Below are 25506 nucleotides of genomic sequence, written 5' to 3'. Positions count from 1 at the left end.
CCGCGCGATGGCCAGGCGCTGGCGCTGCCCCCCGACAGCTTGACGCCGTTTTCACCCACTTCGGTATCCAGCCCCTGATCCATCTGGTTGATGAATTCCCAGGCATTGGCCGCCTTGGCCGCAGTAATAATCTCTTCTTCACTCGACAGGCCGGCATAACCGTAAGCAATGTTGGCGCGGACCGTATCGTTGAACAGCACAACATCCTGGCTGACCAACGCGATATTGTTGCGCAGGCTTTCGAGCTTGAGTTCCTCGACATGATGCCCATCCAGCAGCAAGCGTCCGGCATTCAGGTGATAAAAGCGCGGAATGAGTGCCGCCATTGTCGTCTTGCCGCTTCCCGATGCACCGACTAGCGCCACCGTTTGGCCGGGCAGGATATCCAGATTGATGTCTTGCAACGCGGGGCGACTGGTCCCCGGATAGGCGAAATTAACCTGATCAAATGTCAGATGGCCGTTAGCGCGCGGCAGTTCATACTGGCCTAGATCATCTTCGGGAATTTCATCGAGGACCTGGAACACGCTTTCTGCTGCGGCCAGACCACGCTGCAGTGGGTTGCTGACATCGGTCAAGCGCTTGACCGGGGCGAGCAGCATGAGCAGTGCTGTAATGAAAGAGAGGAATTCGCCAACCGTTGTGCCATCAGGCCCTGCCGACTGACGCAGGGCGAGGTAAGTAATGATCGCAACCGAGGACGATGCAGCGACCTGGGTCAGCGGCACGGTTGCTGATGCCGCCGCAGCTTCGCGCATGGTCGCCCGACGATAGACATTGGTCGCCTCGTCGAAACGAGCTGCCTCGTATTTCTGGCCGCCAAAAATCTTCACTACCTTGTGCGCCCCGACCGCCTCTTCAAGGATGTGGGTAATCAGGCCCATGGCGGAATAGCCTGAGCGGCTGGCAGCCCGCAGGCGCTTGCTGAAAATCTTGATGACGCCGAGGATGACCGGTCCGACGGTGAGGGCGATCAGGGTCAGTTTCCAGTCAAGATAGAGCAGGAAGCCGAGCAGGCCGAGGATGGTCAGGGTATCGCGGATGACCGTGGTGATGACACCGGTGGCGGCCTGGGTGACGTTGGTGACGTCGTAGGCCACCTTGGAAATCAGGACACCGGTCGACTGGTCGTCGTAGAACCGGGTCGGCAGGCTGAGCAGGCGCCGGAACATGGCCTGACGCAGATCAAGCACGACCCGCGCGGCGACCCAGGCCATTGAGTAGCCGCTGGCGTAGGTAGACATGCCGCGAAAAATAAAAATGCCAATCATCGCTGCCGGAATCAGGACAATGTCGCGCTCGTCCTTGGCGACGAAGCCGCTATCGAGCAAATGCTTCATCAGAGCCGGGAATAGCGGCTCAGTAGCAGCCGTGCACACCATGCCAAGCACACCCAGGGCAAAAACCCGCCAGTGCGGCTGCACCCAGGTCAGCAGGCGGCGATAAATCTGGCTATTGGAATAGGCCGGGCTTGAATTTTGAGTCACAGAGTGCGGTCATTCGAAACGAAAGTCGACATTCTACCGATTCAGACGGATCAGGTCGGCGCTGTCGTGGGTCAGGGAAACCGTGGTCACTGTCGAAAATTCGAATTGCAACTCGTTCCACCGCGCTGGCGGCAGGCCCAGCCAGTGCGCCAGCAACATCCGGATAACCCCGGCGTGGGTAACCATTACCGCCTCCGGCACGGTCAACCCGGCAACAAAAGCCAGCGCTCGCTGCTGCAAGGCAGTCGGAGACTCGCCTCCGGGTGGCGCATAGTTCGCGATATCGGCCGCCCAGGCATCGAGTTGCGACCGGGGAATCTCATCCCACGGCCGCCCTTCCCAATGGCCAAAATTCATTTCGGCCAACCGGTCATCGATGATCGGCTGCGCATGGAGTTGATCCGACAGTACGCGGCAGCGCTGTAGCGGGCTGCTCCACACCGGCAGACCGGGCGGCAACTCGGTGCGCAGACGGGCAAGGTCGGCCGACTCAATGGCGGCCGGAAGATCGCTTCTTCCATAGCAAATACCCGCTTCGATCATCGGCTTAGGGTGGCGGATCAGATGCAGGATCATGGCAGCCAGTTCGCCAGCAGCCCGAGATAGAAGGCGATTTCGCTAAGCTGCTGCGTCGCCCCCAGGCAGTCGCCCGTATAGCCGCCCAACCAGCGCCGAAATTTGGCCGCCAGCCAGAGCGTGACGAGCGCCGCCATCACGCCACCAGCCAGCCCCTTGGCCAAGGGCAGAAAACCCAGTGCCGGCAGCACGAAGGCCAGCCCGACCAGCATCGCACCCACGGACAGCCGGGTGGCCAGGGGCTTGGCTTTCGACTGCATATCCTCGCGCACATAATCCATCGTCGCCAACAGGGTCGTGGCGCAGAAGCGTGACAGGGCGTGGCCGGCGATCAGGGCAAAGGGAACCAGGGCGCCATCAAGCGAAGAAAGCAGGGTGAATTTACCGAGCAGCGCCAATACCATCGCCACCACACCGTAGCTGCCGACCCGCGAGTCCTTCATGATCTCGAGGATACGTAATTTATTCCAGCCACCACCGAAGCCATCAACGGTGTCAGCCAGCCCATCCTCGTGGAAAGCCCCGGTTGCATAAATGGTTGCCGTCATCGACAGCAGCACGGCCACCGGCTGCGGCCAAAGCATTACCGCGCAAAGATAGACCAGTGCACCAATGCCGCCGACGATCAGGCCGACGGCCGGAAAGTAGCGTGCCGAATGATTGAGCGCCTCGGCCGAATGCCCGACCCAGCCGGGTACTGGCAGCCGCGTAAAAAAGCGGATGGCACCGAAGAAATATTCCAGCTCGTGACGTAGCATCAGACCTAGTCCGCGTTTTTGTCGGACACGCCGGCCGATTCGAAACTGGCCATTTCGATGAGAAAATTGAGTGATGCCTGCACCAGCGGAAAGGCCAGCGCCGCGCCGGTCCCTTCGCCAAGTCGCAGACCGAGGTCAAGCAAAGGTTCGGCACCGAGCGCCGACAACTGGGCGCGATGCCCCGCCTCGGCCGAGCGGTGGCAGAACACACAATAGTCGGCCAGCGCCGGGGCCAGACGGGTCGCCACCCATGCCGCCGCACTGACAATAAAACCATCGATGAGCAGGGTCATCCTCGCTTCTGCCGCGCCAAGCATGGCACCAACCATCATGGCGATCTCAAAGCCACCGAATTCGGCCAGCACCGCCAATGGCTCGTTACCGCCGCCGGCTGCGCGATAGCGCTGGAGCGCCGTTTCGAGCAACGCGTGCTTGCGGGCCAGCCCGGTATCGTCCAGGCCGGTGCCGCGACCGATGCATTCGGCCAGCGGCAGACCGGTCAGACAATGGGTAATCAGCGAGGCCGACGCCGTATTGCCGATACCCATTTCGCCAAAGCCGACGACATTGCAGCCATTGGCTGCCAGATTGCGGCTGATTTCTGCGCCGCGCGCGATGGCCTGCGCACACTGATCAGCGCTCATCGCGGCTGCCTCGATGTAATTCGCCGTACCGAACGCCACCTTGGCATCGATCAGCCCGGCCCGCTTGCCGAAATCATGGGCGACACCAGCATCGATGATGGCCAGATGCAGCCCGTTCTGCCGGGCGAAGACATTGATCGCTGCACCACCCGCCAGAAAGTTCTCGACCATCTGCCAGGTCACATCCTGCGGGTAGGCCGAGACACCGGCCTTGGCCGCCCCGTGGTCGCCGGCAAAAACCAGCAGATGCGGCTGGCCGAATTGCGGATCGAGCCGCTGCTGGATCAGGCCGACCCTGATCGCCGTACGTTCGAGCAGGCCAAGCGCACCGAGCGGCTTGGTCTTGCGGTCGACCTTGTTGATCAGTGAGGCTTCAATGGCCCGGTCCGGGGCGGTAATCTGAAACGAATGCATCCGATTCTCCAAAAGGAAAAGGGCCTCGCGGCGACGCCAGGCGAAAATCGCCAAGGCACGGCCGCGAAACCCTGTCCACAGGTTTCCCAAGAGGACTCGACACGTCTTCTGGCTTTCGGATCAGCCGGTTCGCTGCGCCTTCCCGGCTTTCACCAGTGGCATCGTGCAGCTGCCGTCCCCGATTACAGCGGCGGGCCCGCCCCGGAATTGCACCGGGTTCCGTTACGTCGAATCGGGACGAATTATCCGGCTTGCCGGTTGGCTATGCAATCACCTAAAGTGCCGGCATGAAAGAACTTATTCTCGGCGGAGCCCGTTCCGGCAAGAGCCTGCTGGCAGAACAGCGGGCCCGCGAATCGGCGAGCCAACGCTGCCTTAAGGTGGTCTACCTCGCCACCGCTCAAGCCCTCGATGGCGAAATGACCCGCCGCGTCGCCCATCACCGTGAACGCCGGCCGGCCGACTGGGGCTGTGTCGAGGAAACCCTGCACCTGGCAAGCCGCCTGCGCGAACTGGCCGCAGCAGACACCTGCATACTGGTCGATTGCCTGACCCTGTGGCTGTCCAATCTGATCTTCGCCGGTCAGGCGGCGGCGCAGGCCGAGGCCGGCGAGGCCATCGCCTGTCCCCTGCTCCGTGACGAAACCGCCGCACTCGTCGAGCTGTTACCGCAATTGCCCGGCCACATCATCCTGGTCTCCAACGAAGTCGGCTGGGGAATCGTGCCGATGCATCCCGTGTCCCGCCTGTTTGCCGACGAACAGGGCCGGCTCAATCAGCGCATCGCAACGGTCTGTGATCAGGTCACCCTGGTCGCTGCCGGTTTGCCACTCTGTCTGAAGCAGACAACCCGCTGAGCTGCATTGTGCTAGCCTGAACAGCCACCCGGCACGTTCAGGAGAACGCCATGCCTCTTTTCGCCCGCCTGACCGCCTTGTGCCAGGTTCTCGAGCAACACGCCACGCTGCCGGTCAGCGTCAGTCGCCCCGCAGAAGCCCCCGGCCTTTACATCTGGCCCTGGCGCATCGAGGAAGATACGCGGGTGCGCAGCACCCCCCTGCCCCGTGCGGCCGACAGCGATCCGCTGACCAGCGCCCCGGCCCCGGCCATTCACTTTCTCGTCCTGTCCAGTACGAATCTCGATAGCGAGACTATAGCCGCCCTCGAATCGGCCCGCCGCGCCTTGCTCGAGACGCCGGTTTTCGCGGTCGGCAACGGGCGGGTCAGCGTCATGCCAGCCACCCTGAGCACCAGCGAACTGACCGATCTGTTCACTGCCGCCGCCATTCCGCTGCGCCTATGTCTCGCATATACGCTGCGTTCTACGGCCTGACAGGTTATGCTTGAGAAAAAAACAGCTGGAGACAAAGCATGCATAAACAGCTCGACATTCTCGCCTCGGGCGTTCACGACGCCAAGAACCAGCTATTTATCGCCGAATCCCTGATCGCCGCGAGTGAGGCGGAGCATGGCATTGAGATGGCAGAAGCCCGTTACGCCATCGAATCCGCCGCCACCCGCCTGTCGCGCACCCTGACTGCCTACCACCTGCTGCGCCAGGATGCTGTTGCCGCCATCACGCCCGCCATCGTCGGCGACATCTGCGACGAAGTCATGCTCGCCCAGCAGAAGCATCTGGCCGTCCGCAACATTGCCCTCACAGTCAATTGCACTGTTGTAGACGAATGGCCGCTTGACCGCGACCTGATCACCGACATGCTCAACAATGCCGTCCAGAATGCCGGACGTTACGCTCGCCAAGAGGTATGCCTGAGCGCCACGGTAAACGATGGCTGGCTATCCCTGTGTGTTGACGACGATGGTCCGGGCTTCACTTCACTACCACCGGCGCAAGGAACCGGCCTGATGGTCGCCGAACGTCTGGCCCAACTGCACCATCGCCGAAGCCGGCAAGGCAGCCTGCACTTGAGCAACCACGGCGCACTGGGGGGTGCCCGTTTCGAGCTGCGCCTACCCTGATGGCCGACTACAGCAAAAAGCGTTTTCTCGTCATTGACGACCAGCCACAAGCGCGTGACGCCCTGCGCACCGTGGCCTTGCAGCTGGGTGCCTTTTCAGTCGAATTCGCCACCAACTACCAGGATGCAATTTTTCGCATCCGCAATAATGCCCCTGACATTATCCTGTGCGATTACATGCTGGGCGAAGGACGCTCCGGCCAGCAACTGCTGGAAGAGCTCCGCCGTTTCAGCCTGCTGGCAGACGAAACGATTTTCATGATGGTCACCGGAGAACAGACTTACGAACAGGTCGTTTCCGCCGTTGAACTGATCCCCGACGATTACATCATCAAACCATTTTCACCAGACAAGCTGCTCTTGCGCCTGGAACGAATCGTCGCCAAAAAACTGTTCTTCGCCGCCTATTACAAAGAGAAACGCAAGCAGGAATACGCCAGAGCCCTGGCCATTCTCGAAGCGACCGGCAAGAGCGAAGCCGGACGGCCTTACCGCTTCGAAGTCCTGCGTCAGCGAGCCGAGGTTTTCCTGGCCAGCGGTGATGCAAAATCAGCCGAAAGCGCCTATCGAGACATTCTCGAAAACTTTGAGTTCCCGTGGGCCCGGGCTGGCGTCGCCCGTTCCTTGCACAAGCAGAACCGCCTGCAGGAGGCCCGCGCGGAAATTGACCGGGTGGTCGCCGAAACGCCGCATTTTTTCGATGCCGGTGATCTCAAGGCGAGCATCTGCATGGCCCAGGGAGAACACAGCGAAGCCCAGCAGATTCTCGATGAAATGGCCAAAAAAACACCGCGCAACTACGTTCGCAAACGGCTGCTGGCTGAAGCCGCCACGCTGAATGGCGACACCGAAGTGGCACTGGCGGCGATGGCTGACGTGATCGCCAATGACACCATGCCCGGTGCCATATCGGCAGAAGATCGGCTGGCCATTGCCCGGAGTCACGTCAATGCCGGCGACAAGATCACCGCCGAAAAAGTCCTGTTGGGTATCCGGGACACGGAAGTACAAAAAATGACCCTGTCCGGACAAGCCAGCTTCGCCGCACTGCTCGCCATCAGTTCGGTGGAAAAGGGCACCCCGCGTTTTTCCGGGCTTCGCCCGGCCATGCTCAGTGCCGATTTCGAGGCCACCCACCGCATGGACATCATGCGCGCCGCCCTTGGCCTCAACGACCATGAACTGGCTGACCTGCACGCCGAACAACTGATGGCCAGCGCCGATGCCAAGAAAGTGTTCGCCACCCTACGCGCCCAATATTCCCTGCACGGTCGGGAAAAAGACCTGCGGGAAATCCAGCGGCAAGTAGCCCTCAAGCGCATCAAGCACGAAGAAGCCCCGAATGGGGTGCCGCTCGCCCCACCTTAGTCAGGCGATGCGCACCGATCACAGCAGAACCGGCGTTCAGTCCAGTGCCTGATTGATGAGCAGGGCATCCATTTTTGACCAGTCGAGTGCCGCCTCGACCGAATCCGCCAGACGCTCGAGATCAGCCTCGCGGCGGGCGGCAAAATCGACCGGTTGGCTTTCTGCCATACCGGCCCAGGCGAGTAACCCAGTCAACGCCTCGGGATGATCGAAAACCCCGTGGCAGTAGGTCGCAAACACCTGACCATCAGCTGAAATGGCGCCATCGTAGCGACCGTCAGCCAACCGGATGGCGCTGTTGGCCAGGCCCTCGCCCCGCGTCACGCCAAGATGAATTTCGTAGCCAGTCATGGCCGGGCGGCCCGGCAGAGACAAGTGACCACTCACATTTCGCAACTGTTTCTCGGCTTCCAGCGTCGTTTCGACCTCGAGCACCCCAAGACCAGGCGAGCTGCCGGGCTGCCCCTCCAGCCCCTGCGGATCGTGTATCGTCCGGCCCAGCATCTGATAGCCGCCGCACAGACCGACGACCTTGCCACCGTAGCGTAGATGCTTGCGAATGGCCGTTGACCAGCCTTTCTCATCAAGCCAGTCGAGATCAGCACGGACCGCCTTGGAGCCCGGTAGAACAATCAAGTCCGCCGGAGGCGGGGTTTCACCCGGACCGATCCAGCGGAAATCAACCTCCGGATGCAGGCGCAGCGGATCAAGATCATTGTGGTTGGAAACGCGCGGATAAGCCGGTGCGATGACTTTCAGTTTCGCCGCCTGTTGGCCGCCGACCGCAGCCGTTGCGATGGCATCCTCGGCATCAAGCATGAGGCCTTGCAGGTAGGGTAAAACGCCAAGCACAGGCTTACCGGTGCGTTCCTCCAGCCAGGTCAGCCCCGACTCGAGCAGCGCAATGTCGCCGCGAAAGCGGTTGATGACAAACCCCTTGACCCGCTGCTGCTCGGACGGTGACAACAGATCGAGCGTCCCGACGAGATGGGCGAACACGCCACCGCGGTCGATATCGGCGATAAGGATTACCGGACAATCCACCGCCTCGGCAAAACCCATGTTGGCAATATCGCGGTCGCGCAGATTGATCTCGGCCGGTGATCCGGCCCCTTCGACCACCACGCAATCGTAGGCGGCCGTCAGCCGCGCCCAGGACGCAAGCACCGCGCCCATCGCCCGTGGCTTGTAGTCGTGATAGGCCTTGGCATCGAGATCGAAAGCAACCTGGCCGTGAATGATCACCTGCGCCTGCTTGTCGGTCGTCGGCTTCAGGAGCACGGGATTGAAATCGGTATGCGGCGCAAGACCGCAAGCCAGCGCCTGCAAGGCCTGCGCCCGGCCAATCTCACCACCGTCGTCGGTCACTGCCGAATTCAAGGCCATGTTCTGCGGCTTGAACGGCGCAACCCGAATACCGCGACGATGCAGAATCCGGCACAGCGCCGCGACCAGAGTCGTCTTGCCAGCATCGGAGGTGGTGCCTTGGACCATCAGGGAAGAACAGGACATGGCGGGCAATGGTGTGAAAAAGGACGCAATTATGGCACCATCGACCTTCCTGATTTTCAGGAAAGCAAGTATCTCCGGGTGCTGGCCAGCTTCGCTGGCCGGAGAATCGGGAAGGCGGTGCGATTCCGCCACGTGCCCAGCGCTGTGAGGATGACGCTGACTGCAAATTGCCACTGGCCAACGCCGGGAAGGCGCAGCCAGTGGGTGATTCCAAGTCAGAAGACCGGCCGGGAGATCGTTTTCGGCTGCATGGAACGCAGCTGCCGTTTTTCCACAAGGGGAATCCATGGAAAACCAGCCCGCGCCACCGGCGCAAGCTTTCTCCGACGCCGACCGGGCGGCGGTGTATCAGGCCATTTTCAGTCGCCGCGATGTGCGCGGCCAGTTCCTGCCAACGCCTGTGCCCGACGCATTGCTCAGTCGCGTCTTGATGGCCGCTCATCACGCCCCGTCGGTTGGCTTCATGCAGCCATGGAACTTTCTGCTGGTCCGTTCGCAGGCGGTCAAGCAGCGCGTCCATGATGTCTTTGCCGAGGCCAATGCCGAAGCAGCGCTGATGTTCCCGGATGAAAAGCGCGAGATTTACAGCCAGCTCAAATTGCAGGGGATTCTTGAGGCGCCGATCAACCTGTGCATCACCTGCGACCGCACACGTACCGGGCCGGTCGTGCTTGGCCGCACGCACATGCCGACGATGGACCTCTACAGCAGCGTCTGTGCCGTACAGAACCTCTGGCTGGCGGCGCGGGCCGAGGGGCTGGGTGTCGGCTGGGTCAGCATTTTTCACGAAAAGGCGCTGCAGGACGCACTCGGCATTCCGCAGCACATCGTTCCCATCGCCTATCTGTGCATCGGTTACGTCAGCCATTTCAACGACCGGCCGGAACTGGAAAAGGCCGGCTGGCTGCCGCGCCTGCCGATCAATGAACTGGTCTATTTCGAGCAGTGGGGTGAAGCCGATGCTGGCCACAACTTGCCATTGACCGCAGCCCTGAGCGAAATGCAGGCGGCCATTCAGGGACAGGGTATTTTCCCGAAATGAGCTTTGCCATTGATGCCTTGTCCATGCCACTGGCGGCGCTCAGCGCCGTTTTACTGGATCGTGTCCTCGGCGAAGTGACCCGCTTTCACCCTTTGGTCGGCTTCGGCAACCTGGCGACGGTTATCGAAAAGACACTGAACCGGCGTTCGCTGGCGGGCGGTCTGCTCGCCTGGCTACTCGCCGTCGGGCCGTGGGTCGCCCTGGCCTTCTGGCTACGCCCGTTCGCCCCCTTCGCCGTCGATGTCGTTCTGCTTTATTTCGCACTCGGCGCACAGAGCCTGTGCGAACACGCCGATGCGATCGCCAGGCCTCTGGCGGCAGAACGTCTCGACGAAGCCAGGCAGCGCCTCAGCTGGATCGTTTCCCGCGACACCGCGAGACTCGATGCCACCGGGATCGCCAGAGCTGGCGTTGAATCGGTCCTCGAAAATGGCAACGATGCCATCTTTGCCACGCTCTTCTGGTTCGCCCTCCTCGGTGGCCCCGGCGCTCTACTTTTCCGCCTGGCCAACACGCTGGACGCCATGTGGGGCTACCGCAGCGAGCGTTTCAATCTGTTCGGCCGCTGTGCCGCCCGTCTTGACGATGGGCTGAACTTCATTCCGGCCCGCCTCACCGCCCTCTCCTATTCACTGCTCGGCCACACCCGCAACGCGCTGGCCTGCTGGCGGGCACAGGCGCCGGGCTGGGACAGCCCGAACGCCGGCCCCGTGATGTCGGCCGGTGCCGGCAGCCTTGGCGTACTGTTGGGCGGTGCCGCGATTTATCATGGGCAGGAAGAAATCCGCCCGCCGCTCGGTAGCGGCCAGCCTCCCGTGGCGGCCGACCTTGGCCGGGCGATAACACTGATCCAGCACAGCCTGTGGCTATGGCTGGCTGCTTTATTGATGATCGGACTACTGAATGCTTGAACACGGCGGCAACCTGCGCAAGGCGGCAATCCAATACGACATTCCGCTGGTTGACTGGCTCGACCTGTCGACCGGCATCAATCCGGATGGCTGGCCGGTACCGGCGCTCCCGCCGGAAGTCTGGCAGCGCCTGCCGGAGGAAAACGACGGCCTGGAGGCAGCTGCTGCGGCCTATTACGGCAACACCAACCTGCTCCCGGTGGCCGGTTCGCAAGCCGCCATTCACTGGTTGCCAGCCCTCTTGCCACGCGCTGTCGTGGCCTGCATTTCGCCGATCTACAGCGAGCACCCGCAAGCCTGGCAACGGGCCGGACACAAGATGCGTTTTCTGCAAAACGCCATGCTGCCGCGCGCTCTGGCGACAGCGACGCCCTATGTACTGCTATGCAACCCGAACAATCCGACGGCCGAGCGCCACCCCCATGATGTCGTGCTCGATGCTGCCAGACAGCTGAAAAAACGCGGTGGCTGGCTAATTGTGGACGAGGCCTTCATGGACCCGACACCGGACGAGAGCCTGACGTCGCTAGCCGGCACCGACGACGCCCCCAACCTGATCGTGCTGCGCTCCCTTGGCAAATTTTTCGGCCTGGCTGGCGCCCGTGTCGGCTTCATTTTTGCCGCACCCGATATCCTGGCCCGGATGAGCGAGGCAATGGGGCCGTGGACGGTCAGCCACCCGGCCCGCCAGGTCGCCCGACTGGCCTTGCTCGACACTGCCTGGCAGGAGACCGCCCGGCAGCACCTGCAGGGGGCTGGCGAACGCCTGCACCATCTGCTGGCCCCGCTCGGCGACGTCAAATCCACTGCCCTCTTTGCCACGCTGAGCAGTGCCCGGTCAGCCGAGTTGCATGAGATGCTGGCCCGCCAGGGCATCCTCACCCGCCACTTCGAACAGCAACCGCTGTTGCGCTTCGGGCTACCGGCTAGTGCAGCGGACTGGCGGCGCCTGACTGCTGCACTAGCCGCATGGAAATCGCCATGAGACACGCCGCCTTATCGTTTGGTCGCCCTCGGCCGGCCCTTGTTTCCCTATGTGCGGCCCTGCTCGTATCGACAGCCGCCTACGCCGATCTGCTTTTCAAGGACGATAGCGGCCAGGAAGTGCGCCTCAAGACACCGGCCAAACGTATCGTCACCCTGGCTCCGCATGCCGCCGAAAGCCTCTATGCCGCAGGGGCTGGCGACAAGCTGGTTGGCACCGTCGATTACAGCGACTACCCGGCGGAAGCGAAGAAAGTGCCGCGCGTCGGTGGCTATTCGCGCCTCGATCTGGAAGCCGTCGCCGCCCTCAAGCCGGATCTCGTTCTGGCCTGGGAAAGCGGCAACAACATGACCCAGGTCGACCAGCTCAAGGCACTCGGCCTGACGGTTTATGTGTCACAGCCGAATACCATCGACAACATCGCAGGCCAGATCGAACGCCTCGGCCAGCTGGCCGGCACGGAAGCAGTCGCCAATGCGACGGCAGATCGTTTCCGTAAGCGCCTCGCCAGCCTGCGGGCAAGCAATGCCGGCAAACCCAAAGTCCGCGTCTTTTACCAGATATGGAAAGCACCACTGATGACCGTCGGTGGTCCCCAAATCATCAGCGACGCCATCCGGATTTGTGGCGGCGAGAATATTTTTGGCCACCTCAAACAGATGGCGCCCAACGTCACCGTTGAAGCTGTCCTCGAAGCTGACCCGGAAGCCATCATTGCGACCGGCATGGGGGATGCGCAGCCCGAATGGCTGCATGACTGGGACCCATGGACAAGAATGACCGCGGTCAAACGCCATAACCTGTTCCACATCAACCCCGACATCATGCAACGCCACACGCCGCGCATCCTCGACGGCACCGAGCAGCTTTGCGCCCACCTCGATACCGCCCGCCGCCTCCGTCCCGGTAAATAACCATGTCCCGCCTGCCCCAACGCATCGTCTGCCTGACCACCGAAACCGTCGAGGTACTCTACGCCCTCGGCGAGCAGGATCGCATCGTCGGCATTTCCGGCTACACGGTACGTCCGCCTGAAGCGCGCAAGGAAAAGCCCAAGGTCTTTGCCTTCACCAGCGGCGACATCGACAAGATTCTCGCTACCCGCCCCGATCTGGTCCTCACCTTCTCCGACCTGCAATGCGACATCTCTCGCGACCTGATCAAGGCCGGGGTAACGGTTTATGCCTTCAATACACGTAGTGTCGAAGACATTCTCGGCATGATCGAAACCATCGGCCGGCTGGTCGGGGCCGAAGCCAAGGCCCTGGCCATCGTCGCCGGACTGGAAGCACAGATCGAACAGACCCGCGCCATAGCCGCCGAACGCCTGGCGAGAACCGGCAAAAGGCCGCGCGTCTATTTCGAAGAGTGGGACGAACCACTGATCAGCGGCATACGCTGGGCCTCGGAACTGATAGCCATCGCCGGCGGCGAAGACATCTTTGCCGAACGGGCGCGCTCGCCACTGGCCAGAGACCGCATGCCCAGGCCGGAAGAGATCATTGCCGGCAACCCGGACGTCATCATCGGCTCATGGTGCGGCAAACACTTCCGCCCCGAGCGCGTCGCCTCGCGCCCGGGCTGGGAGACCATCCCTGCCGTCACGAGCCAGCGCATCCACGAAATCAAGTCAGCCATCATCCTGACACCTGGGCCGGTAGCCATCAGTGAGGGGCTGCCACAATTACTCGACATTTTTGATCTGTGAAAAGGCCGGCGTCGCCACACTGCCTATAATCGGCGGTCTACCTTGAGGATTCCCGCCATGAAGATCGGTTCCCTGCTGTTCACCCTCGCTGTGTCTTCCCTCGCCCACACCGGCCTGGCAGTTGCCGCCGATGACGGCACCGCCGCCGTCGAAGCGCTTGGCCGCCTGAATGGCATTGCCCTGGCGTGCCAGCAACCGGCGCTGGTCAGCCGGGCCCGCAATGCCGTCGTTACCACCGCGCCGAAAACCCGCGGCTACGGAGAAGCTTTCGAAGCCGCTACCAATGCCGCCTATCTTGAACATGGCAAAGGCGTCGCCTGTCCCGATGCCGCCACGCTGGCCAGCCAGATGGCCACCGCCGAAAAACGTCTGCAAGCGAGCTTTGCCACCATCAAATGATTCGTCTTGCCGCTGTTCTGCTGGCCCTACTATTGGCCGGTCAGGCTTATGCCCAGGCCGACCACAGCCTCGAACTGCTCAGTGACGCCACCCCGGGCATCATCCCGCGCTACCTGCTGCAGGATCCGAATGGCCGCTCCGTCACCAGCGAGAATTTTCGCGGCCGCTTTCAGCTGATCTCGTTCGGCTATACCTACTGCCCCGACATCTGCCCGACCACGCTGGTCGACATGGCTGAAATTCTCAAACAACTCGGCGACAGCGCGCCCCGCGTCCAGCCCATCTTCATTTCCGTAGATCCCGAGCGCGATACCGGCAAAGTCCTCAAAACTTATACCGAATTCTTCGACCCCCGCATCCTCGGCCTGACCGCTTCACCGGCCCTCGTTCGCCGCGCCGCCGACAATTTCAAGATCCGTTACGCCAAAGTGCGCGAGCCGGGTGCGGCGACAGATCGCTATGCGGTCGACCACTCGGCCGGCATGATCCTGCTCGGACCGGATGGTGCCTTCGTCAAGAAATTTGCCTTCGCCATGCCGGTCACTGAAATTTCCGAACAGATCAGAAAATTCATCGAAAATCCGTGAATTACGGAACTCCACAATTGCCTTGGCATAGGGGCTAGGGCAATATGCGGTCATAATGCTGCGCCGCGTGTCACTTTCTCTATTTTTGCTGCTTTCCCTCGTTTTTCCAGCTTGGGCCGGTAGTCTGGCGATCGTCCTGAGTGATCGCGGGGGAAGCTATGCCGATTATTCGGCTGCCTTCGAAGAGGCGCTGATCGGCACCTCCTGGACCGTCACCGCCAAGCTTCAGGCAGACACCCTGTCGCCCTCCGCGACTCAGGCCGACCTGATCGTCACCGTCGGTAGTGAAGCCTTGCGCAGAGTGCTTGGGCAAGCCGACAACCCACCGATCATCGCCACCCTGTTACCCCGGCAAAGCTACGAAAAGATCGTCTCGGAATTCCGCCGGCCGGGACGTACCACAGCCATTTACCTCGATCAGCCCGCCGCTCGTCAGGCAGCTTTCGTCAATCATCTGCTGCCCGGCCAGAAGCGGGTAGGGATGCTGGTCAGCCAGGAAACCAAATCACTGATGGCCCACTACCGTCAGGCTTTCGCCAGCGCCGGCCTGGTTCTGGACAGCGAGGACAGCGATAGCGATAGCGCCCTCCTGCCTGCACTGAATGCCTTGCTCGGTCGAGTCAATGCACTGATCGCTCTGCCCGACATTTCAATTTACCAGCGCAACAACATCAAGCCGATTCTGATCACCACCTTCCGTTACCAACGCCCGGTCATCGGCTACTCCCCCGCCTTCGTCAATGCCGGCGCACTCGCCGCGCTGTACAGCACGCCGGCCCAGATCGCACGCCAGACAGTTGACTTGATCATGGCGCACGGCACCAACCTGTCCGCTCCGACCGGACCAAGCCAGTTTGCCATCGCCATCAACAGCAATGTCGCCCAGTCACTGGGCCTGAAAATCCCCGACGAGGCGAGCCTGCGGCGGGCCATGATGAATGACAGGGAAGCACGATGAACCGCCTGACCCTGCGCCATCGCCTGCTGCTGCTGACGCTGCTGCCAAGCACCCTGATCGCCATCGCCCTGGTCGCCTATTTCACCTACAGCGGCATCCGTACGCTGGAAGGCGAGTTGCGCACCAAGGGGCTGGCAACCGTCCGCTACCTCGCACCGATCAGCGAATACGGCATCATCGCCGGGCAGTTCGATAACCTGCACGGACTGGCCCAGGCAACGGTCCAGGAAACCGGGGTAAAAGCCGCCGTCATCGTTAACCAGAAAGGCCGCACCATCGCCGTCAGCGGTCACGTCTCGCTCGCCGCCGAAGACCTCCGGCGCAGCCTGAACGAACCGCTTCAGGTTGGCGAAACCGAACACTGGGTGGCCTTTGGCGCCCCGGTCAGACGCTCGGTCGGCGAATCAGACGTGCTGTTCGAACCGCTGACTGACAGCAAGGCGCTTCCCGCCGAAACCATCGGCCATGTTTTTGTCGAATTCGACAAGACCGAAGTGGCCAACAAGCAGCGCCAGCTGATGCTGCGCGGGCTGATGATCGTGTTGTCCGGCCTCCTCATTCTCGCCGCACTGGCCATTGCCATGGCCGATAACCTTGCCCGGCCGGTCATGCGTCTCGTACAGGCGATTCATGGCATGTCCTCGGGACGCCTGAACACCCGCGTTCCGGCCACCTCCAGTGGCGAAATCGGGGTTCTCGAAAACGGCTTCAACGAAATGGCGGCGCATATTGAAGAAGTCCACTTCTCGATGCAGTCGCGCATCGAGGAGGCCACGGCACAACTCGCCTTCCAGGCGCGACATGATGCCCTGACTGGCCTCTTCAACCGGCGCGAATTCGAACATCGACTGGAAAAGGCGCTGGCTGCCGTCCATGCCGGCGGCGAAGAATTCACCGTGCTTTTTGTTGACCTCGACCGCTTCAAACAGGTGAACGACAACTGCGGCTACCTCGCCGGGGATGAATTGCTCCGCCAGATAGCCTTGCTCTTCCAGGGGCGCCTGCGCGAAGAAGATACGCTGGCCCGTCTGGGCGGTGATGAATTCAGCATCCTGCTGGCCAATTGCAGCGGCCGTCGCGCCAGTCAGGTCGCCGAAGATATCTGCAACCTCGCCACCAATTATCGCTTTATCTGGCAGGACAAGGTCTTTGCCCTGGGTGCCAGCGTCGGCCTGACCACCGTCAACCGCAAGGTTCGCCACATCAACGAAGTCCTCGCAGCCGGCGATGCCGCCTGCCATCGCGCCAAGGAAAGTGGCCGCAACCGGGTTTGTGAGGTGCACGCCGCACAGCGTTCGGATCATCGCCAGGACAGCAGCAACTGGGCCAGCCGAATCGCCAATGCCCTGGCCGAAAACCGGCTGCTGGTCGAAGCCTTGCCGCTGCGCTCCCTGCAACGGGGATCGGACAAGTATCTGGTAGAACTGACTGCCCGCCTCAACGAGCCAGGGCAGCCAACCGTCGCACTGGCCGCCCTGAGCGACGCAGCAGAACGTTACGACCTGGCACCAGCCATTGACCAACACCTCATCGAAACCGCCATTGCCGCACTATCCCGTGCCCGGCAGCGGGAGAAGGAGTTGTATTGCCTGGTACCGTTATCCCGTGCTTCGATCGGCAAACGTCAAACCATCGACTTCATCACCCACAGCCTGAACCGGCGAAACCTGTCGGGCAACCGACTGTGCTTCGTCTTTTCCGAAGACACCCTGACCCTTCTGACCAGCCACGCCATGGAATTTGCCAGCCAGATGCGGACACTCGGCTGCCAGATCGGTCTCGACGATTTTGGCGGTGGCCTGTCGTCATTCAGCCATTTGCGGACAATCAGCCCCAGCTACGTCAAGCTTAGCCGCAGCCTGACCCGGGAACTGGGCGGCAATCGGGCATCGACGGCCTTGCTGCGGGCCGTTCAGGAAATCACGTCAGATCAGAAGATCAATACCATCGCCGATGGCGTTGATGACCTGGAGACCCTGGAACAACTGCAAAGCCTGGGGATCAACTTCGCCGAAGGCAAAGCCATCGCCCCGAGCGAGCCCTTCGACGTCTGGCTGGAGGGCGCTGTCATGCGCTTAGCCTGGCGCGACGAAACCCTCAAAAATCCAGACGCAGGCTGACCCACTGACGACGCTCGACGATGCGACCGTTCGGCGTCGCATCACCAGGGTTGGTCCATTTGTATTCGTTGTGGTCGCCATTGAGACTTTGCACGGTCACTGCCAGCTCTCCGGCCAAACCACCCGTGCGGAAGGGGTAACCGAGGCGCATGTCGATGCGGTGATAGCGCAGCGCCGTAGTGTTGGTACTCCACTTCATCGACTCCTGCCAATACCCGGCGGTTGAAAACTCCAGGCCGAGCGGCAGTTTCTGCATCAGCATGACCGAGGTCGAGCAGGTCGGCATGGAGCGGTCAGTCAACTCCTGTATCTGCACCGCTTTGGAGGTGGTCAGCGATGAATTGGTCAAGACCAAAGCCGAGGGCAGATACTGGCTGGAGACATTGGCCAGGGTCTGAGTAAAGATCAGCCGGGTGACATCGAAGGGTTGCCATTTGAACTGGTATTCCACCCCCTGAATGTCGACATCCTGAATCGGCACAGTCGACAAGCCAATCAAATTGCCGGCCAGGTTGGTCCGCGCATCCATGTCAATCTTGTACAGGCGATTGCGGATCCGCTCGCTGAACAGGCGGACATCGAGACTAGCCCGCCAGTCTCGCCAGTCCCCCAGATAACCGACTTCAAACGTCTCAAGAGATTCGGCCGCCATCAAATCGGGACGGGCATTGAAATATGAAACGCCGAAGGCCTTTTGTTGGCCGCGATAATCAACGGTGCTGCCAGTGTGATAAGCCCGCGAATAGCCAAGGCGGAGGGTATTTTCCGCATTCAGGTGAAAACTGCTGCTTAACCGCGGAGCGAGATGCATGCCGGCCAGCGAATCGTTCTCGACGGCCATACCGGCATTGCCGGTAAACCACTGCACCGGCTTCCACTCGACATTACCGAAGAGACGCCCAACACTGCGATGAACGTCGCCCATCCCCGGCAAAGACCAGTCGGAGCGCATGGCATCATCACGCCATCCGCCACCCCAGGCGATCCGAGCCGTATTCGCCAGTTTCAGGCTGTGCTGAACCTCAAGCTCATGTCGAACCCCCTCGTCACCCGACTGATTTATCCGCAAATTGGAAATTGTGAACGCGTCGTCGGAGCGATCAACCACGTAGGAATAGCGAAACTGCAGATCGGAATCAGGCGAAAATACCCGACGCCAGAGCAATTGGGCATAGCTGTCCGACTGCCGCATATCCCGCAGGGGATTTTCCGGGTTACTTACCCACAAGCCGTGGCTGAGCAACATGCGGCCATTCTGAACTACCCCGTCGGCCTGCCCGGCGCTGACCTGGAGACTGTCCCGGTCACTCAACGCGAAGTCAGCACGAAAATCGAACAAGCGGGAGAAATAGGAGTCGACCCAATCATAGCGGTTAGTCAGGCCATCATCATTCTGCTGCTTGTACGTAAAGCGAAAATCCCCGACATCCCCGATCTTCCCACCGGTCCTGAAGACATAGTCGCGCACGTTCTGATTGCCATAGCTGGTGGACACAGAGGTTCCACGCGCCAGTGCCGGGTCCACAGTGATGATGTTGATGACGCCAAGGAAGGCGTTGCTGCCGTAGGAAACGGCATTGGTCCCGCGCACCACTTCGATCCGCTCGATATCTTCCAGCGCCACCGGCAGGGTGGCCCAATTGACGCCGCCGCCAAACAGCGGCGAATACATCGACCGACCGTCGATCAGAACCTGAACCCGCGACGAGTAATCGCCATCGCCCATGCCGTGGTAGGTGGCCCGCGCCGATTCGGTGTTGTTCGGATAGGTCTGGAAACCCGGCACCAGACGGAAAATATCATTGAGATCGCGCGCCCCGGAGGCCTTGATCATCTCGCGATCGACCACCGTCACCGACGTCGGCGCATCCGCCAGGCGCTGCGGCAGACGGCTGACCGAGGCAACAATCGGCAATTCGCTGAAATAGGCCTCCTCATCGGCAGACCAGGCCGTGCCGCTGAGCCAGGCAGCGGTCAGAACGATAAACCGGCAGATGGGTGGCAGATTGGTCGCTTTGCTATCCATTATTCGGCACATCCAGCTTTTCAAGCGCCCCGGGAACGGCCAGGGCCTGCTTCCAGGCTTCGGCAAAGCAGGGCGACTGGTTACCGAGCTTGACTCCATGCCGACTGACGGCCACCAGACACAGGGCCAGGCCACCCTGATCAACCAGAGAAACGCCGTCGAGATCGATTTCGTCAACGCCGACGCGGGTCAGTGCATGCATGAAATCATTGCGCAAGGTATTACTGAGACCACCAGTTATCCGCATGACTTTGCGGCCGGCCAGCTCGTGAACGACAAGAATCGAGGCGTGCCCGGAAGCCAGCGCAGAATTGATGGCATCATCGATCAGAACCTGATTGATCGGCCCGGTCTGAAAATGCACGCCAAACATGTTGCCGACACGACTGACCACGGCGGCCGGCACGTCAATCAGGGGGGAACCGAAAATGCGGAATTCGCAGCCGATATTGTGGGCAATCTCAAGTGGCATCGCCGTGCGTACCATCAAGCCCGACAACGAGAGGTTTTCAATGAGCCCTTCACCGACTTCGCCCCCGAAGCCAATGCGAATCCTCGGCAAAACGCCGAAACGAATTCGTTGGTGCCGCCGTTGCTCCTGCATTGTGGCCAGCGCTTTCCATAAATTTTATTTGTTACGATTTTATCAAATCCCGGGGCGACCACCACCCATTACATCAGCAAACCGTTACATTGACTTTTAGCGTCCTGCTCGGTATTGTCCGAAGACGCTGGGTATTCTCCAGTAGCGCCGATTTGAGCTCTGATTGCGGGCGCCCAATAAATTCAGCTAAAACGGGAACCACCCAGTTCGCCCGACGAGTTCACGTTACAGGCCAACTGGGTTTTTGTTTTTCAGGATGAGCATGCCAGGACAATCCGTTGGCGTCGTTGAATCACAGCGCGCCCACTTCGACGAACCACTGCATTTGCGCAGCGGCGGGGTACTGCCGGCCTACGATCTGGTTTATGAGACGTACGGCACGCTCAATGCGACCAAGTCAAACGCCATCCTCGTCTGCCATGCGCTTTCCGGCCACCATCACGTCGCCGGCCACTACGCCGACCAGCCCGACAACATCGGCTGGTGGGACAATATCGTCGGCCCCGGCCGGCCGCTCGACACCGACAAATTTTTCATCGTCGGCCTTAATAATCTTGGCGGCTGCCACGGCTCGACCGGACCATCGTCGATTAACCCAGCTACCGGCAAGCCCTGGGGGGCCAGTTTTCCCATGGTCGCCGTCAACGACTGGGTACATGCTCAGGCCAGGCTGGCCGACCGACTCGGCATCGACAGCTGGGCCGCCGTCATGGGTGGCAGCCTCGGCGGCATGCAGGCGCTGCGCTGGAGCATTACCTTCCCGGAGCGCGTCCGCAACGCCATTGTGATCGCCGCCGCCCCCAAACTGTCGGCCCAGAACATTGCTTTCAATGACGTTGCCCGGCAGGCCATCCTGACCGACCCGGATTTCCACGGCGGCAATTATTACGAGCACAACACCCGGCCGGTGCGTGGCCTGCGCCTGGCGCGCATGCTCGGCCACATTACCTATCTGTCGGATGACCAGATGGGCGAAAAATTCGGCCGCGAACTGCGCAACAGCGCCTTTTCCTTCGGTTTCGACGTCGAATTCGAGGTTGAATCCTACCTGCGCTATCAGGGTGACAAGTTCGCCGGCTATTTTGACGCCAACACCTACCTGTTGATGACCAAGGCGCTCGATTACTTCGACCCGTCGCGCGAGGACCATGGCGACCTGAAGGCGACCATGGCGCGCAGCAAGGCCAACTTCCTGATCGCCTCATTCACCACCGATTGGCGCTTCACCCCGGCCCGCTCTAAGGAAATCGTCGCTGCCCTGCTGGCCAGCGGGCGCAACGTTTCCTATGCCGAAATCGACCTCAACTTCGGCCACGACTCCTTCCTCATGGACGATGCCCACTATCACGGCGTGGTCGATGCCTACCTGCGGAACATCAAGCTATGACGCACACCCTGGGACGTCCTGATTTCGAGGTCATCGCCGGCTGGGTGGCGCCGGGCGACCGCGTACTTGACCTGGGCTGCGGTGACGGCACCCTGCTCAAGCACCTGATTGACACCCGTGGCGTCAGCGGTGTTGGCGTCGAAATCGATGATACCAACGTGCTGGCAGCGATCAGGAACGGCATCAACATCGTTCAGGGGAATCTGGAAAATGGTCTTGATGTCTTCGCCGATCAGGCGTTTGACCACGTCGTGCTGTCGCGCACCTTGCAAACCGTCCGCCACACCGAAGGCACCCTGCGCGAAATGTTGCGCGTCGGGCGCGAGGCGGTCGTCTCCTTTCCCAACTTTGCCTACTGGAAGAACCTGCGTTCGGTCCTCGATGGCCGCATGCCGGTATCGGAAGACCTGCCTTACCAGTGGTACGACTCGCCCAACGTCCGCTTCTTCACGCTGCTCGACTTCGAAGCCCTGTGCGCCAAGATGGGCCTGATCATCCGCGAGCGCAGCGTCCTCGACGAGACAGGCAATCCGGTCACCGACGAGGTCAACTTCCTCGGCAGCCTGGCGGTCTATCGCCTGACGCAGCAACGCTGATGCCGGGCTGGCTTGCCGCCTTGCTCAGCCGGAAGATGCTGATCTGCATCTTTACCGGCTTCAGTTCGGGTCTCCCCCTTTATCTCCTGCTCAACCTGCTGCCGGCCTGGCTGCGCAGTTCGGGCGTCGATCTCAAGACCATTGGCTTTTTTGCCCTGATCCAGTTTCCCTACACCTGGAAATTCCTCTGGTCCCCGCTCCTTGACCGCTTCAGCGTGCCGGGTTTTGGCCGCCGCCGGGGATGGATGTTGCTCACTCAACTCGGTCTACTCTTCGTCATCGGCTCGCTCGGCGGCCTTGATCCCAAAGAGAGCATCTGGCCCATCCTATGGCTGGCCGCCCTGCTCGCCTTCCTGTCCGGTACGCAGGACATCGCCGTCGACGCTTTCCGCCGGGAGATTCTCGACGACAACGAACTGGGGCTGGGCAATGCCGTTCACGTCAACGCCTACCGCATTGCCGGCCTGATTCCCGGTTCACTGTCGCTGATCCTGGCCGATCGGCTACCGTGGAACGAGGTCTTCTGGATTACCGGTGCCTTCATGATTCCCGGCATGGTCATGGCCTGGCTGGTCAGCGAACCGCTTGTCCGAGGGGCGCCGAAAACCCTGCGCCAGGCGGTCACCGAACCCTTCCACGAATTTATCGGCCGGCAAGGCTGGCGCGGCGCGGCCATGGTCCTCGGTTTCATTTTCCTCTACAAGCTCGGCGATAGCCTGTGCACGGCACTGGCCACACCGTTTTACCTCGACATGGGCTTCACCAAGACAGATATCGGCTTGATCGCCAAACATGCCGGCCTGTGGCCCGCCGTCATCGGCGCCCTGCTCGGCGGACTGTGGATGATTCGCCTCGGTATCAACCGGGCACTGTGGCTGTTTGGCGTCGTCCAGTTGGTGTCGATCTTCGGCTTCGCCTGGCTCGCCGCACAAGGACACTACGACAGCATCGGGGCAGCTGAGCGCATCTCGCTGGCCTTTGTCATCAGTCTTGAAGCACTGGGCGTCGGCCTTGGAACAGCCGCCTTCGTCGCCTTCATTGCCCGGTCAACGCACCCGGCCTATACGGCAACCCAGATGGCCCTATTCACCAGCCTGGCTGCCGTACCGCGCACCTTCATCAACGCGTCGGCTGGCTGGCTGGTTGAAACACTAGGCTGGGGAAGTTTCTACTGGTTATGCGCTGCACTCGCCGTGCCGGGTATGGTGCTATTGCTCAAAGTGGCACCGTGGAACGACACCGGGACCACACTCAGTCATCCCGGCTGACGCGACGCCGATCCAGCCACCAGGCATAGAGCGGCAGCAAAAAGATCGAACCGGGCAGGAGCAGGGCAATCAGAAAGGGTGAAATGCGAACCATCCGGCGCAAATGCCGGATCAGCTCGACCTTTTCCTCCGGCGTCCAGTGGCCGCCATTACGCACCCGCATCAAAAGGGGCATGATGCCGCGCGTCGCAACCAACTCGGCCAGCACGCGACGCACTTGCCGGCGCTGCGAGGTAAGCATCTGTTGCCACCAACCAGGCAGCGCGCGCTCTTCCCCACCCGCCTCAGCGACAGTCACTGCGCACCGATCAAGGACTTACGGATTGCTTGCCAGCCGCGCCACAGAAAGAACCCTCGCCTTGCCCACCGCACGGCCCTTCGGGGACGGGCGACGGCGGCCACGGCGATGGCAATCGCGACAGCTGCCGGATGATGTTTCAGCCAGTCCACCCCTTTGAGGACCTGATCGCCGCGCGCCAATGCCCCTTCGAGCGGCACCGAATGCTGCCCGAGAAGACGACGCTGTTCGTCGATGCGCGCCTTGAGGGCTCCGTGCCGCGTCGCCAGCTCAAGTAGTTTTGGGTTCATTCCGGCTTGTTGGCATGGCGGTGCAGTTGCGCCATGTCGGTCTCAAGTTCCGACAGGCTCGCCCGGAACAATTTACTGGGTTGGGCTGCCTGTCTCTTCAGTGAGGCAATCAACACCAGCCCTGCCGTGATAAAAAGCAGCGCCAGGATGGAGCAAACAACAACCCGCTGCTCCCAGAATGCCAGGATCAGGGCAAAAACACCGAGCAAAACACCGACGGCCAAGGTAAACGCAGCGCCGATCGCCTTCGACCACAAGGAAATGAGGCGGAGTTTCTCTTCCTCAAGCTCGGTGACGAGAAGTTCGGCGCGCGTCTTGCCAATCGCGATCAGCGTCGCGAGGGTGTTTTTCAACGCGGCGAAGAGGCCGGCGCGACCTGCTTCACCGCCTGCCTGATCGGCCATTAGTTTAACGACGGCCGATCAGTACACCCAGCGCAAGACCCAGTGCGGCAGCAACGCCAACGGCCTTCCACGGCTCTTCGTGCACAAAATCATCGGTGGCGCGGGCAGCGGCCTTGGTCTTGTCAACGAGGGCGGCCTCGAGATCAATAACGCGCTCCTTGGTATCGCGCAGACGAACACCCAAACGCTCGCGCAACTCACTCACTTTTTCACCCGCAGCACCTGCCGTGGCACGCAGCAACTCTTCGGTATCGGAGATCACGACCTTCAGATCGGTAACCAACTTTTGCTTGTTGGCAGCAGTCATTTCTTCAGACATTTTGAACCTCGTTGGTGAGTTAAGCAGAATTACAGATTATCCCTAGTGGGCGGCGAAATCAATTCACTTTGGATGCTTATTTGTAGTCGTAGTCAATGATTAGAGGCGCATGGTCGGAAAATCGCTCGGCCTTGTAGACTTCAGCGTTCACGGCCGTTGCGGCAATGCCCGGGGTGGCAATCTGGTAGTCGATTCGCCACCCGACATTCTTGGCCCAGGCCTGGCCGCGATTGCTCCACCACGTATAACAGGCTTCGCCGGCATCCGGATACAGTCGCCGATAGACGTCGACCCAGCCCTGCTCATCAAAGAGACGGCCCAACCAGGCGCGCTCCTCAGGCAGGAAACCCGAGTTTTTCTGGTTCGATTTCCAGTTTTTAAGGTCGATGGCCTGATGCGCGATATTCCAGTCACCACATAGGACAATTTCCCGGCCCTCGGCGCGCAAGGCCAGCATCTGAGGATAGAACACATCCAGGAAGCGGAATTTGGCTTCCTGGCGCTCGGGCGACGACGAGCCCGATGGCAAATAGAGCGAAATCACCGACAGATTTCCAAAATCCGCCCGGATATAACGACCCTCGGCATCAAACTCGCCACCGTCAAAGCCTTCTATGACCCGGTCGGGGGCCTGACGACTCCAGATACCAACGCCGCTATATCCCTTCTTTTCGGCGCAGTGATAGAACGCCCGCATGCCATCGGGCGCCATCATTTCCGGCGTCAAATCGGGCAACTGGGCTTTCAGTTCCTGCAGACAGATGATGTCGGGCTGCTGCGAAATGACCCAGGGCAGCACATTTTTGCTCCAGGCAGAGCGGATACCATTGAGATTCAGGGAGATGATGCGTAACATTGAGCATTGA

The 25506-nt window shown here is 60.9% G+C and carries 26 protein-coding genes, 2 pseudogenes and 2 riboswitches; of the genes and pseudogenes, 16 read left to right on the top strand and 12 right to left on the bottom strand.

All coding sequences use genetic code 11. The features are described from left to right. Positions 1–12: 12 nt before the first annotated feature. From HYN24_RS00780 to cobT, 4 genes and pseudogenes are all read right to left on the bottom strand, one after another. Positions 13–1340 (bottom strand): annotated as a pseudogene (locus HYN24_RS00780) (ABC transporter transmembrane domain-containing protein); the annotation flags it as partial. 180 nt (positions 1341–1520) lie between these two features. Continuing rightward, positions 1521–2063, bottom strand: coding sequence for an alpha-ribazole phosphatase family protein (cobC, locus tag HYN24_RS00775; protein WP_117607510.1), 543 nt, complete (start codon positions 2061–2063; stop codon positions 1521–1523). After that, positions 2060–2821, bottom strand: a complete 762-nt coding sequence (locus HYN24_RS00770; RefSeq protein ID WP_117607509.1) for an adenosylcobinamide-GDP ribazoletransferase — start codon at positions 2819–2821, stop codon at positions 2060–2062. The genes cobC and HYN24_RS00770 overlap by 4 nt, the downstream gene beginning before the upstream one ends. A gap of 5 nt (positions 2822–2826) precedes the next feature. Further along, positions 2827–3879 (bottom strand): nicotinate-nucleotide--dimethylbenzimidazole phosphoribosyltransferase, encoded by a 1053-nt coding sequence (gene cobT, locus HYN24_RS00765; RefSeq protein WP_117610148.1) that lies wholly within the window; start codon positions 3877–3879, stop codon positions 2827–2829. 80 nt (positions 3880–3959) lie between these two features. Continuing rightward, a riboswitch (cobalamin riboswitch) is annotated at positions 3960–4131 on the bottom strand. A 35-nt stretch (positions 4132–4166) separates the two neighbouring features. On the opposite strand from cobT, the gene cobU reads away from it, so the two are divergent. The 4 genes from cobU to HYN24_RS00745 are packed head-to-tail and all read left to right on the top strand — an operon-like array spanning position 4167 to position 7226. Continuing rightward, the gene (gene cobU, locus HYN24_RS00760; RefSeq protein WP_117607508.1) at positions 4167–4736 is read left to right on the top strand and encodes a bifunctional adenosylcobinamide kinase/adenosylcobinamide-phosphate guanylyltransferase; all 570 of its coding nucleotides are present in this window, start codon (positions 4167–4169) and stop codon (positions 4734–4736) included. 50 nt (positions 4737–4786) lie between these two features. Then, complete coding sequence (locus tag HYN24_RS00755) at positions 4787–5212, top strand: Pvc16 family protein (protein ID WP_117607507.1); 426 nt, start codon at positions 4787–4789, stop codon at positions 5210–5212. 38 nt (positions 5213–5250) lie between these two features. Continuing rightward, positions 5251–5859 (top strand): ATP-binding protein, encoded by a 609-nt coding sequence (locus HYN24_RS00750; RefSeq protein WP_117607506.1) that lies wholly within the window; start codon positions 5251–5253, stop codon positions 5857–5859. Then, positions 5859–7226, top strand: coding sequence for a response regulator (locus HYN24_RS00745; protein ID WP_117607505.1), 1368 nt, complete (start codon positions 5859–5861; stop codon positions 7224–7226). Before HYN24_RS00750 ends, HYN24_RS00745 begins: the two co-directional genes overlap by 1 nt. A 36-nt stretch (positions 7227–7262) precedes the next feature. Here HYN24_RS00745 and HYN24_RS00740 read toward each other — a convergent pair whose 3' ends face one another. After that, on the bottom strand, positions 7263–8738 hold the full coding sequence (locus HYN24_RS00740) for a cobyric acid synthase (RefSeq protein WP_117607504.1): 1476 nt from the start codon (positions 8736–8738) through the stop codon (positions 7263–7265). 59 nt (positions 8739–8797) lie between these two features. Further along, positions 8798–8985, top strand: a riboswitch (cobalamin riboswitch). A gap of 39 nt (positions 8986–9024) precedes the next feature. Between HYN24_RS00740 and bluB the strand changes: the two genes are divergently transcribed. From bluB to HYN24_RS00695, 9 genes are all read left to right on the top strand, one after another. After that, on the top strand, positions 9025–9780 hold the full coding sequence (gene bluB / locus HYN24_RS00735; protein WP_117607503.1) for a 5,6-dimethylbenzimidazole synthase: 756 nt from the start codon (positions 9025–9027) through the stop codon (positions 9778–9780). Beyond that, positions 9777–10691, top strand: coding sequence for an adenosylcobinamide-phosphate synthase CbiB (cbiB, locus tag HYN24_RS00730; RefSeq protein ID WP_117607502.1), 915 nt, complete (start codon positions 9777–9779; stop codon positions 10689–10691). Before bluB ends, cbiB begins: the two co-directional genes overlap by 4 nt. Continuing rightward, positions 10684–11676, top strand: a complete 993-nt coding sequence (cobD, locus tag HYN24_RS00725; RefSeq protein ID WP_117607501.1) for a threonine-phosphate decarboxylase CobD — start codon at positions 10684–10686, stop codon at positions 11674–11676. The genes cbiB and cobD overlap by 8 nt, the downstream gene beginning before the upstream one ends. Further along, on the top strand, positions 11673–12590 hold the full coding sequence (locus tag HYN24_RS00720) for a cobalamin-binding protein (protein WP_205421416.1): 918 nt from the start codon (positions 11673–11675) through the stop codon (positions 12588–12590). Before cobD ends, HYN24_RS00720 begins: the two co-directional genes overlap by 4 nt. Positions 12591–12592: 2 nt before the next feature. Continuing rightward, positions 12593–13384, top strand: a complete 792-nt coding sequence (locus HYN24_RS00715) for a cobalamin-binding protein (RefSeq protein WP_205421415.1) — start codon at positions 12593–12595, stop codon at positions 13382–13384. A gap of 57 nt (positions 13385–13441) precedes the next feature. Then, on the top strand, positions 13442–13783 hold the full coding sequence (locus HYN24_RS00710; RefSeq protein WP_117607498.1) for a hypothetical protein: 342 nt from the start codon (positions 13442–13444) through the stop codon (positions 13781–13783). Beyond that, the gene (locus tag HYN24_RS00705; RefSeq protein WP_117607497.1) at positions 13780–14370 is read left to right on the top strand and encodes an SCO family protein; all 591 of its coding nucleotides are present in this window, start codon (positions 13780–13782) and stop codon (positions 14368–14370) included. Before HYN24_RS00710 ends, HYN24_RS00705 begins: the two co-directional genes overlap by 4 nt. Before the next feature lie 67 nt (positions 14371–14437). Then, entirely contained in the window at positions 14438–15328 is an 891-nt protein-coding gene (locus HYN24_RS00700) for an ABC transporter substrate-binding protein (protein ID WP_162888557.1), read from the top strand. Next, positions 15325–17448 carry an EAL domain-containing protein gene (locus HYN24_RS00695; protein WP_117607495.1) on the top strand — a complete coding sequence of 708 codons (2124 nt, stop codon included), beginning with the start codon at positions 15325–15327 and terminating at the stop codon, positions 17446–17448. The genes HYN24_RS00700 and HYN24_RS00695 overlap by 4 nt, the downstream gene beginning before the upstream one ends. Here HYN24_RS00695 and HYN24_RS00690 read toward each other — a convergent pair. Both HYN24_RS00690 and HYN24_RS00685 read right to left on the bottom strand, forming a co-directional pair. Beyond that, a complete protein-coding gene (locus tag HYN24_RS00690; RefSeq protein ID WP_117607494.1) occupies positions 17426–19474 on the bottom strand; it encodes a TonB-dependent siderophore receptor in 2049 nt (682 codons plus the stop codon). The two genes, HYN24_RS00695 and HYN24_RS00690, sit on opposite strands and share 23 nt — an antisense overlap. Then, on the bottom strand, positions 19467–20078 hold the full coding sequence (locus HYN24_RS00685) for a PilZ domain-containing protein (protein WP_117607493.1): 612 nt from the start codon (positions 20076–20078) through the stop codon (positions 19467–19469). The genes HYN24_RS00690 and HYN24_RS00685 overlap by 8 nt, the downstream gene beginning before the upstream one ends. Positions 20079–20340: 262 nt before the next feature. Here HYN24_RS00685 and HYN24_RS00680 point away from each other — a divergent pair, with 262 nt between their 5' ends. From HYN24_RS00680 to HYN24_RS00670, 3 genes and pseudogenes are all read left to right on the top strand, one after another. Further along, positions 20341–21465 (top strand): homoserine O-acetyltransferase, encoded by a 1125-nt coding sequence (locus HYN24_RS00680; RefSeq protein ID WP_371413218.1) that lies wholly within the window; start codon positions 20341–20343, stop codon positions 21463–21465. Next, positions 21417–22061 (top strand): annotated as a pseudogene (metW, locus tag HYN24_RS00675) (methionine biosynthesis protein MetW); the annotation flags it as partial. The gene HYN24_RS00680 and the pseudogene metW, both read left to right, overlap by 49 nt. Then, positions 22061–23329 (top strand): AmpG family muropeptide MFS transporter, encoded by a 1269-nt coding sequence (locus HYN24_RS00670; RefSeq protein ID WP_117607490.1) that lies wholly within the window; start codon positions 22061–22063, stop codon positions 23327–23329. The pseudogene metW and the gene HYN24_RS00670, both read left to right, overlap by 1 nt. On the opposite strand, the gene HYN24_RS00665 is transcribed toward HYN24_RS00670, so the two are convergent. The 5 genes from HYN24_RS00665 to HYN24_RS00645 form a co-directional block, all read right to left on the bottom strand. Continuing rightward, entirely contained in the window at positions 23313–23570 is a 258-nt protein-coding gene (locus HYN24_RS00665) for a hypothetical protein (RefSeq protein ID WP_117610147.1), read from the bottom strand. The genes HYN24_RS00670 and HYN24_RS00665 overlap by 17 nt on opposite strands. Positions 23571–23623: 53 nt before the next feature. Beyond that, on the bottom strand, positions 23624–23917 hold the full coding sequence (locus tag HYN24_RS00660; RefSeq protein WP_117607489.1) for a YqjK-like family protein: 294 nt from the start codon (positions 23915–23917) through the stop codon (positions 23624–23626). Further along, a complete protein-coding gene (locus HYN24_RS00655; RefSeq protein ID WP_117607488.1) occupies positions 23914–24321 on the bottom strand; it encodes a phage holin family protein in 408 nt (135 codons plus the stop codon). The genes HYN24_RS00660 and HYN24_RS00655 overlap by 4 nt, the downstream gene beginning before the upstream one ends. A 4-nt stretch (positions 24322–24325) precedes the next feature. Further along, a complete protein-coding gene (locus HYN24_RS00650) occupies positions 24326–24640 on the bottom strand; it encodes a YqjD family protein (protein ID WP_117607487.1) in 315 nt (104 codons plus the stop codon). Positions 24641–24716: 76 nt separating this feature from the next. Beyond that, positions 24717–25496: an exodeoxyribonuclease III gene (locus tag HYN24_RS00645; protein ID WP_117607486.1), complete on the bottom strand. Its 780-nt coding sequence runs from the start codon at positions 25494–25496 to the stop codon at positions 24717–24719. Positions 25497–25506 lie beyond the last annotated feature (10 nt).

The sequence above is a fragment of the Dechloromonas sp. HYN0024 genome (genome assembly GCF_003441615.1).
Taxonomy (GTDB): Bacteria; Pseudomonadota; Gammaproteobacteria; order Burkholderiales; family Rhodocyclaceae; genus Azonexus.
The sequence above is the reverse complement of the archived record's forward strand: the minus strand, read 5'-3'. Positions and strand labels throughout refer to the sequence as shown.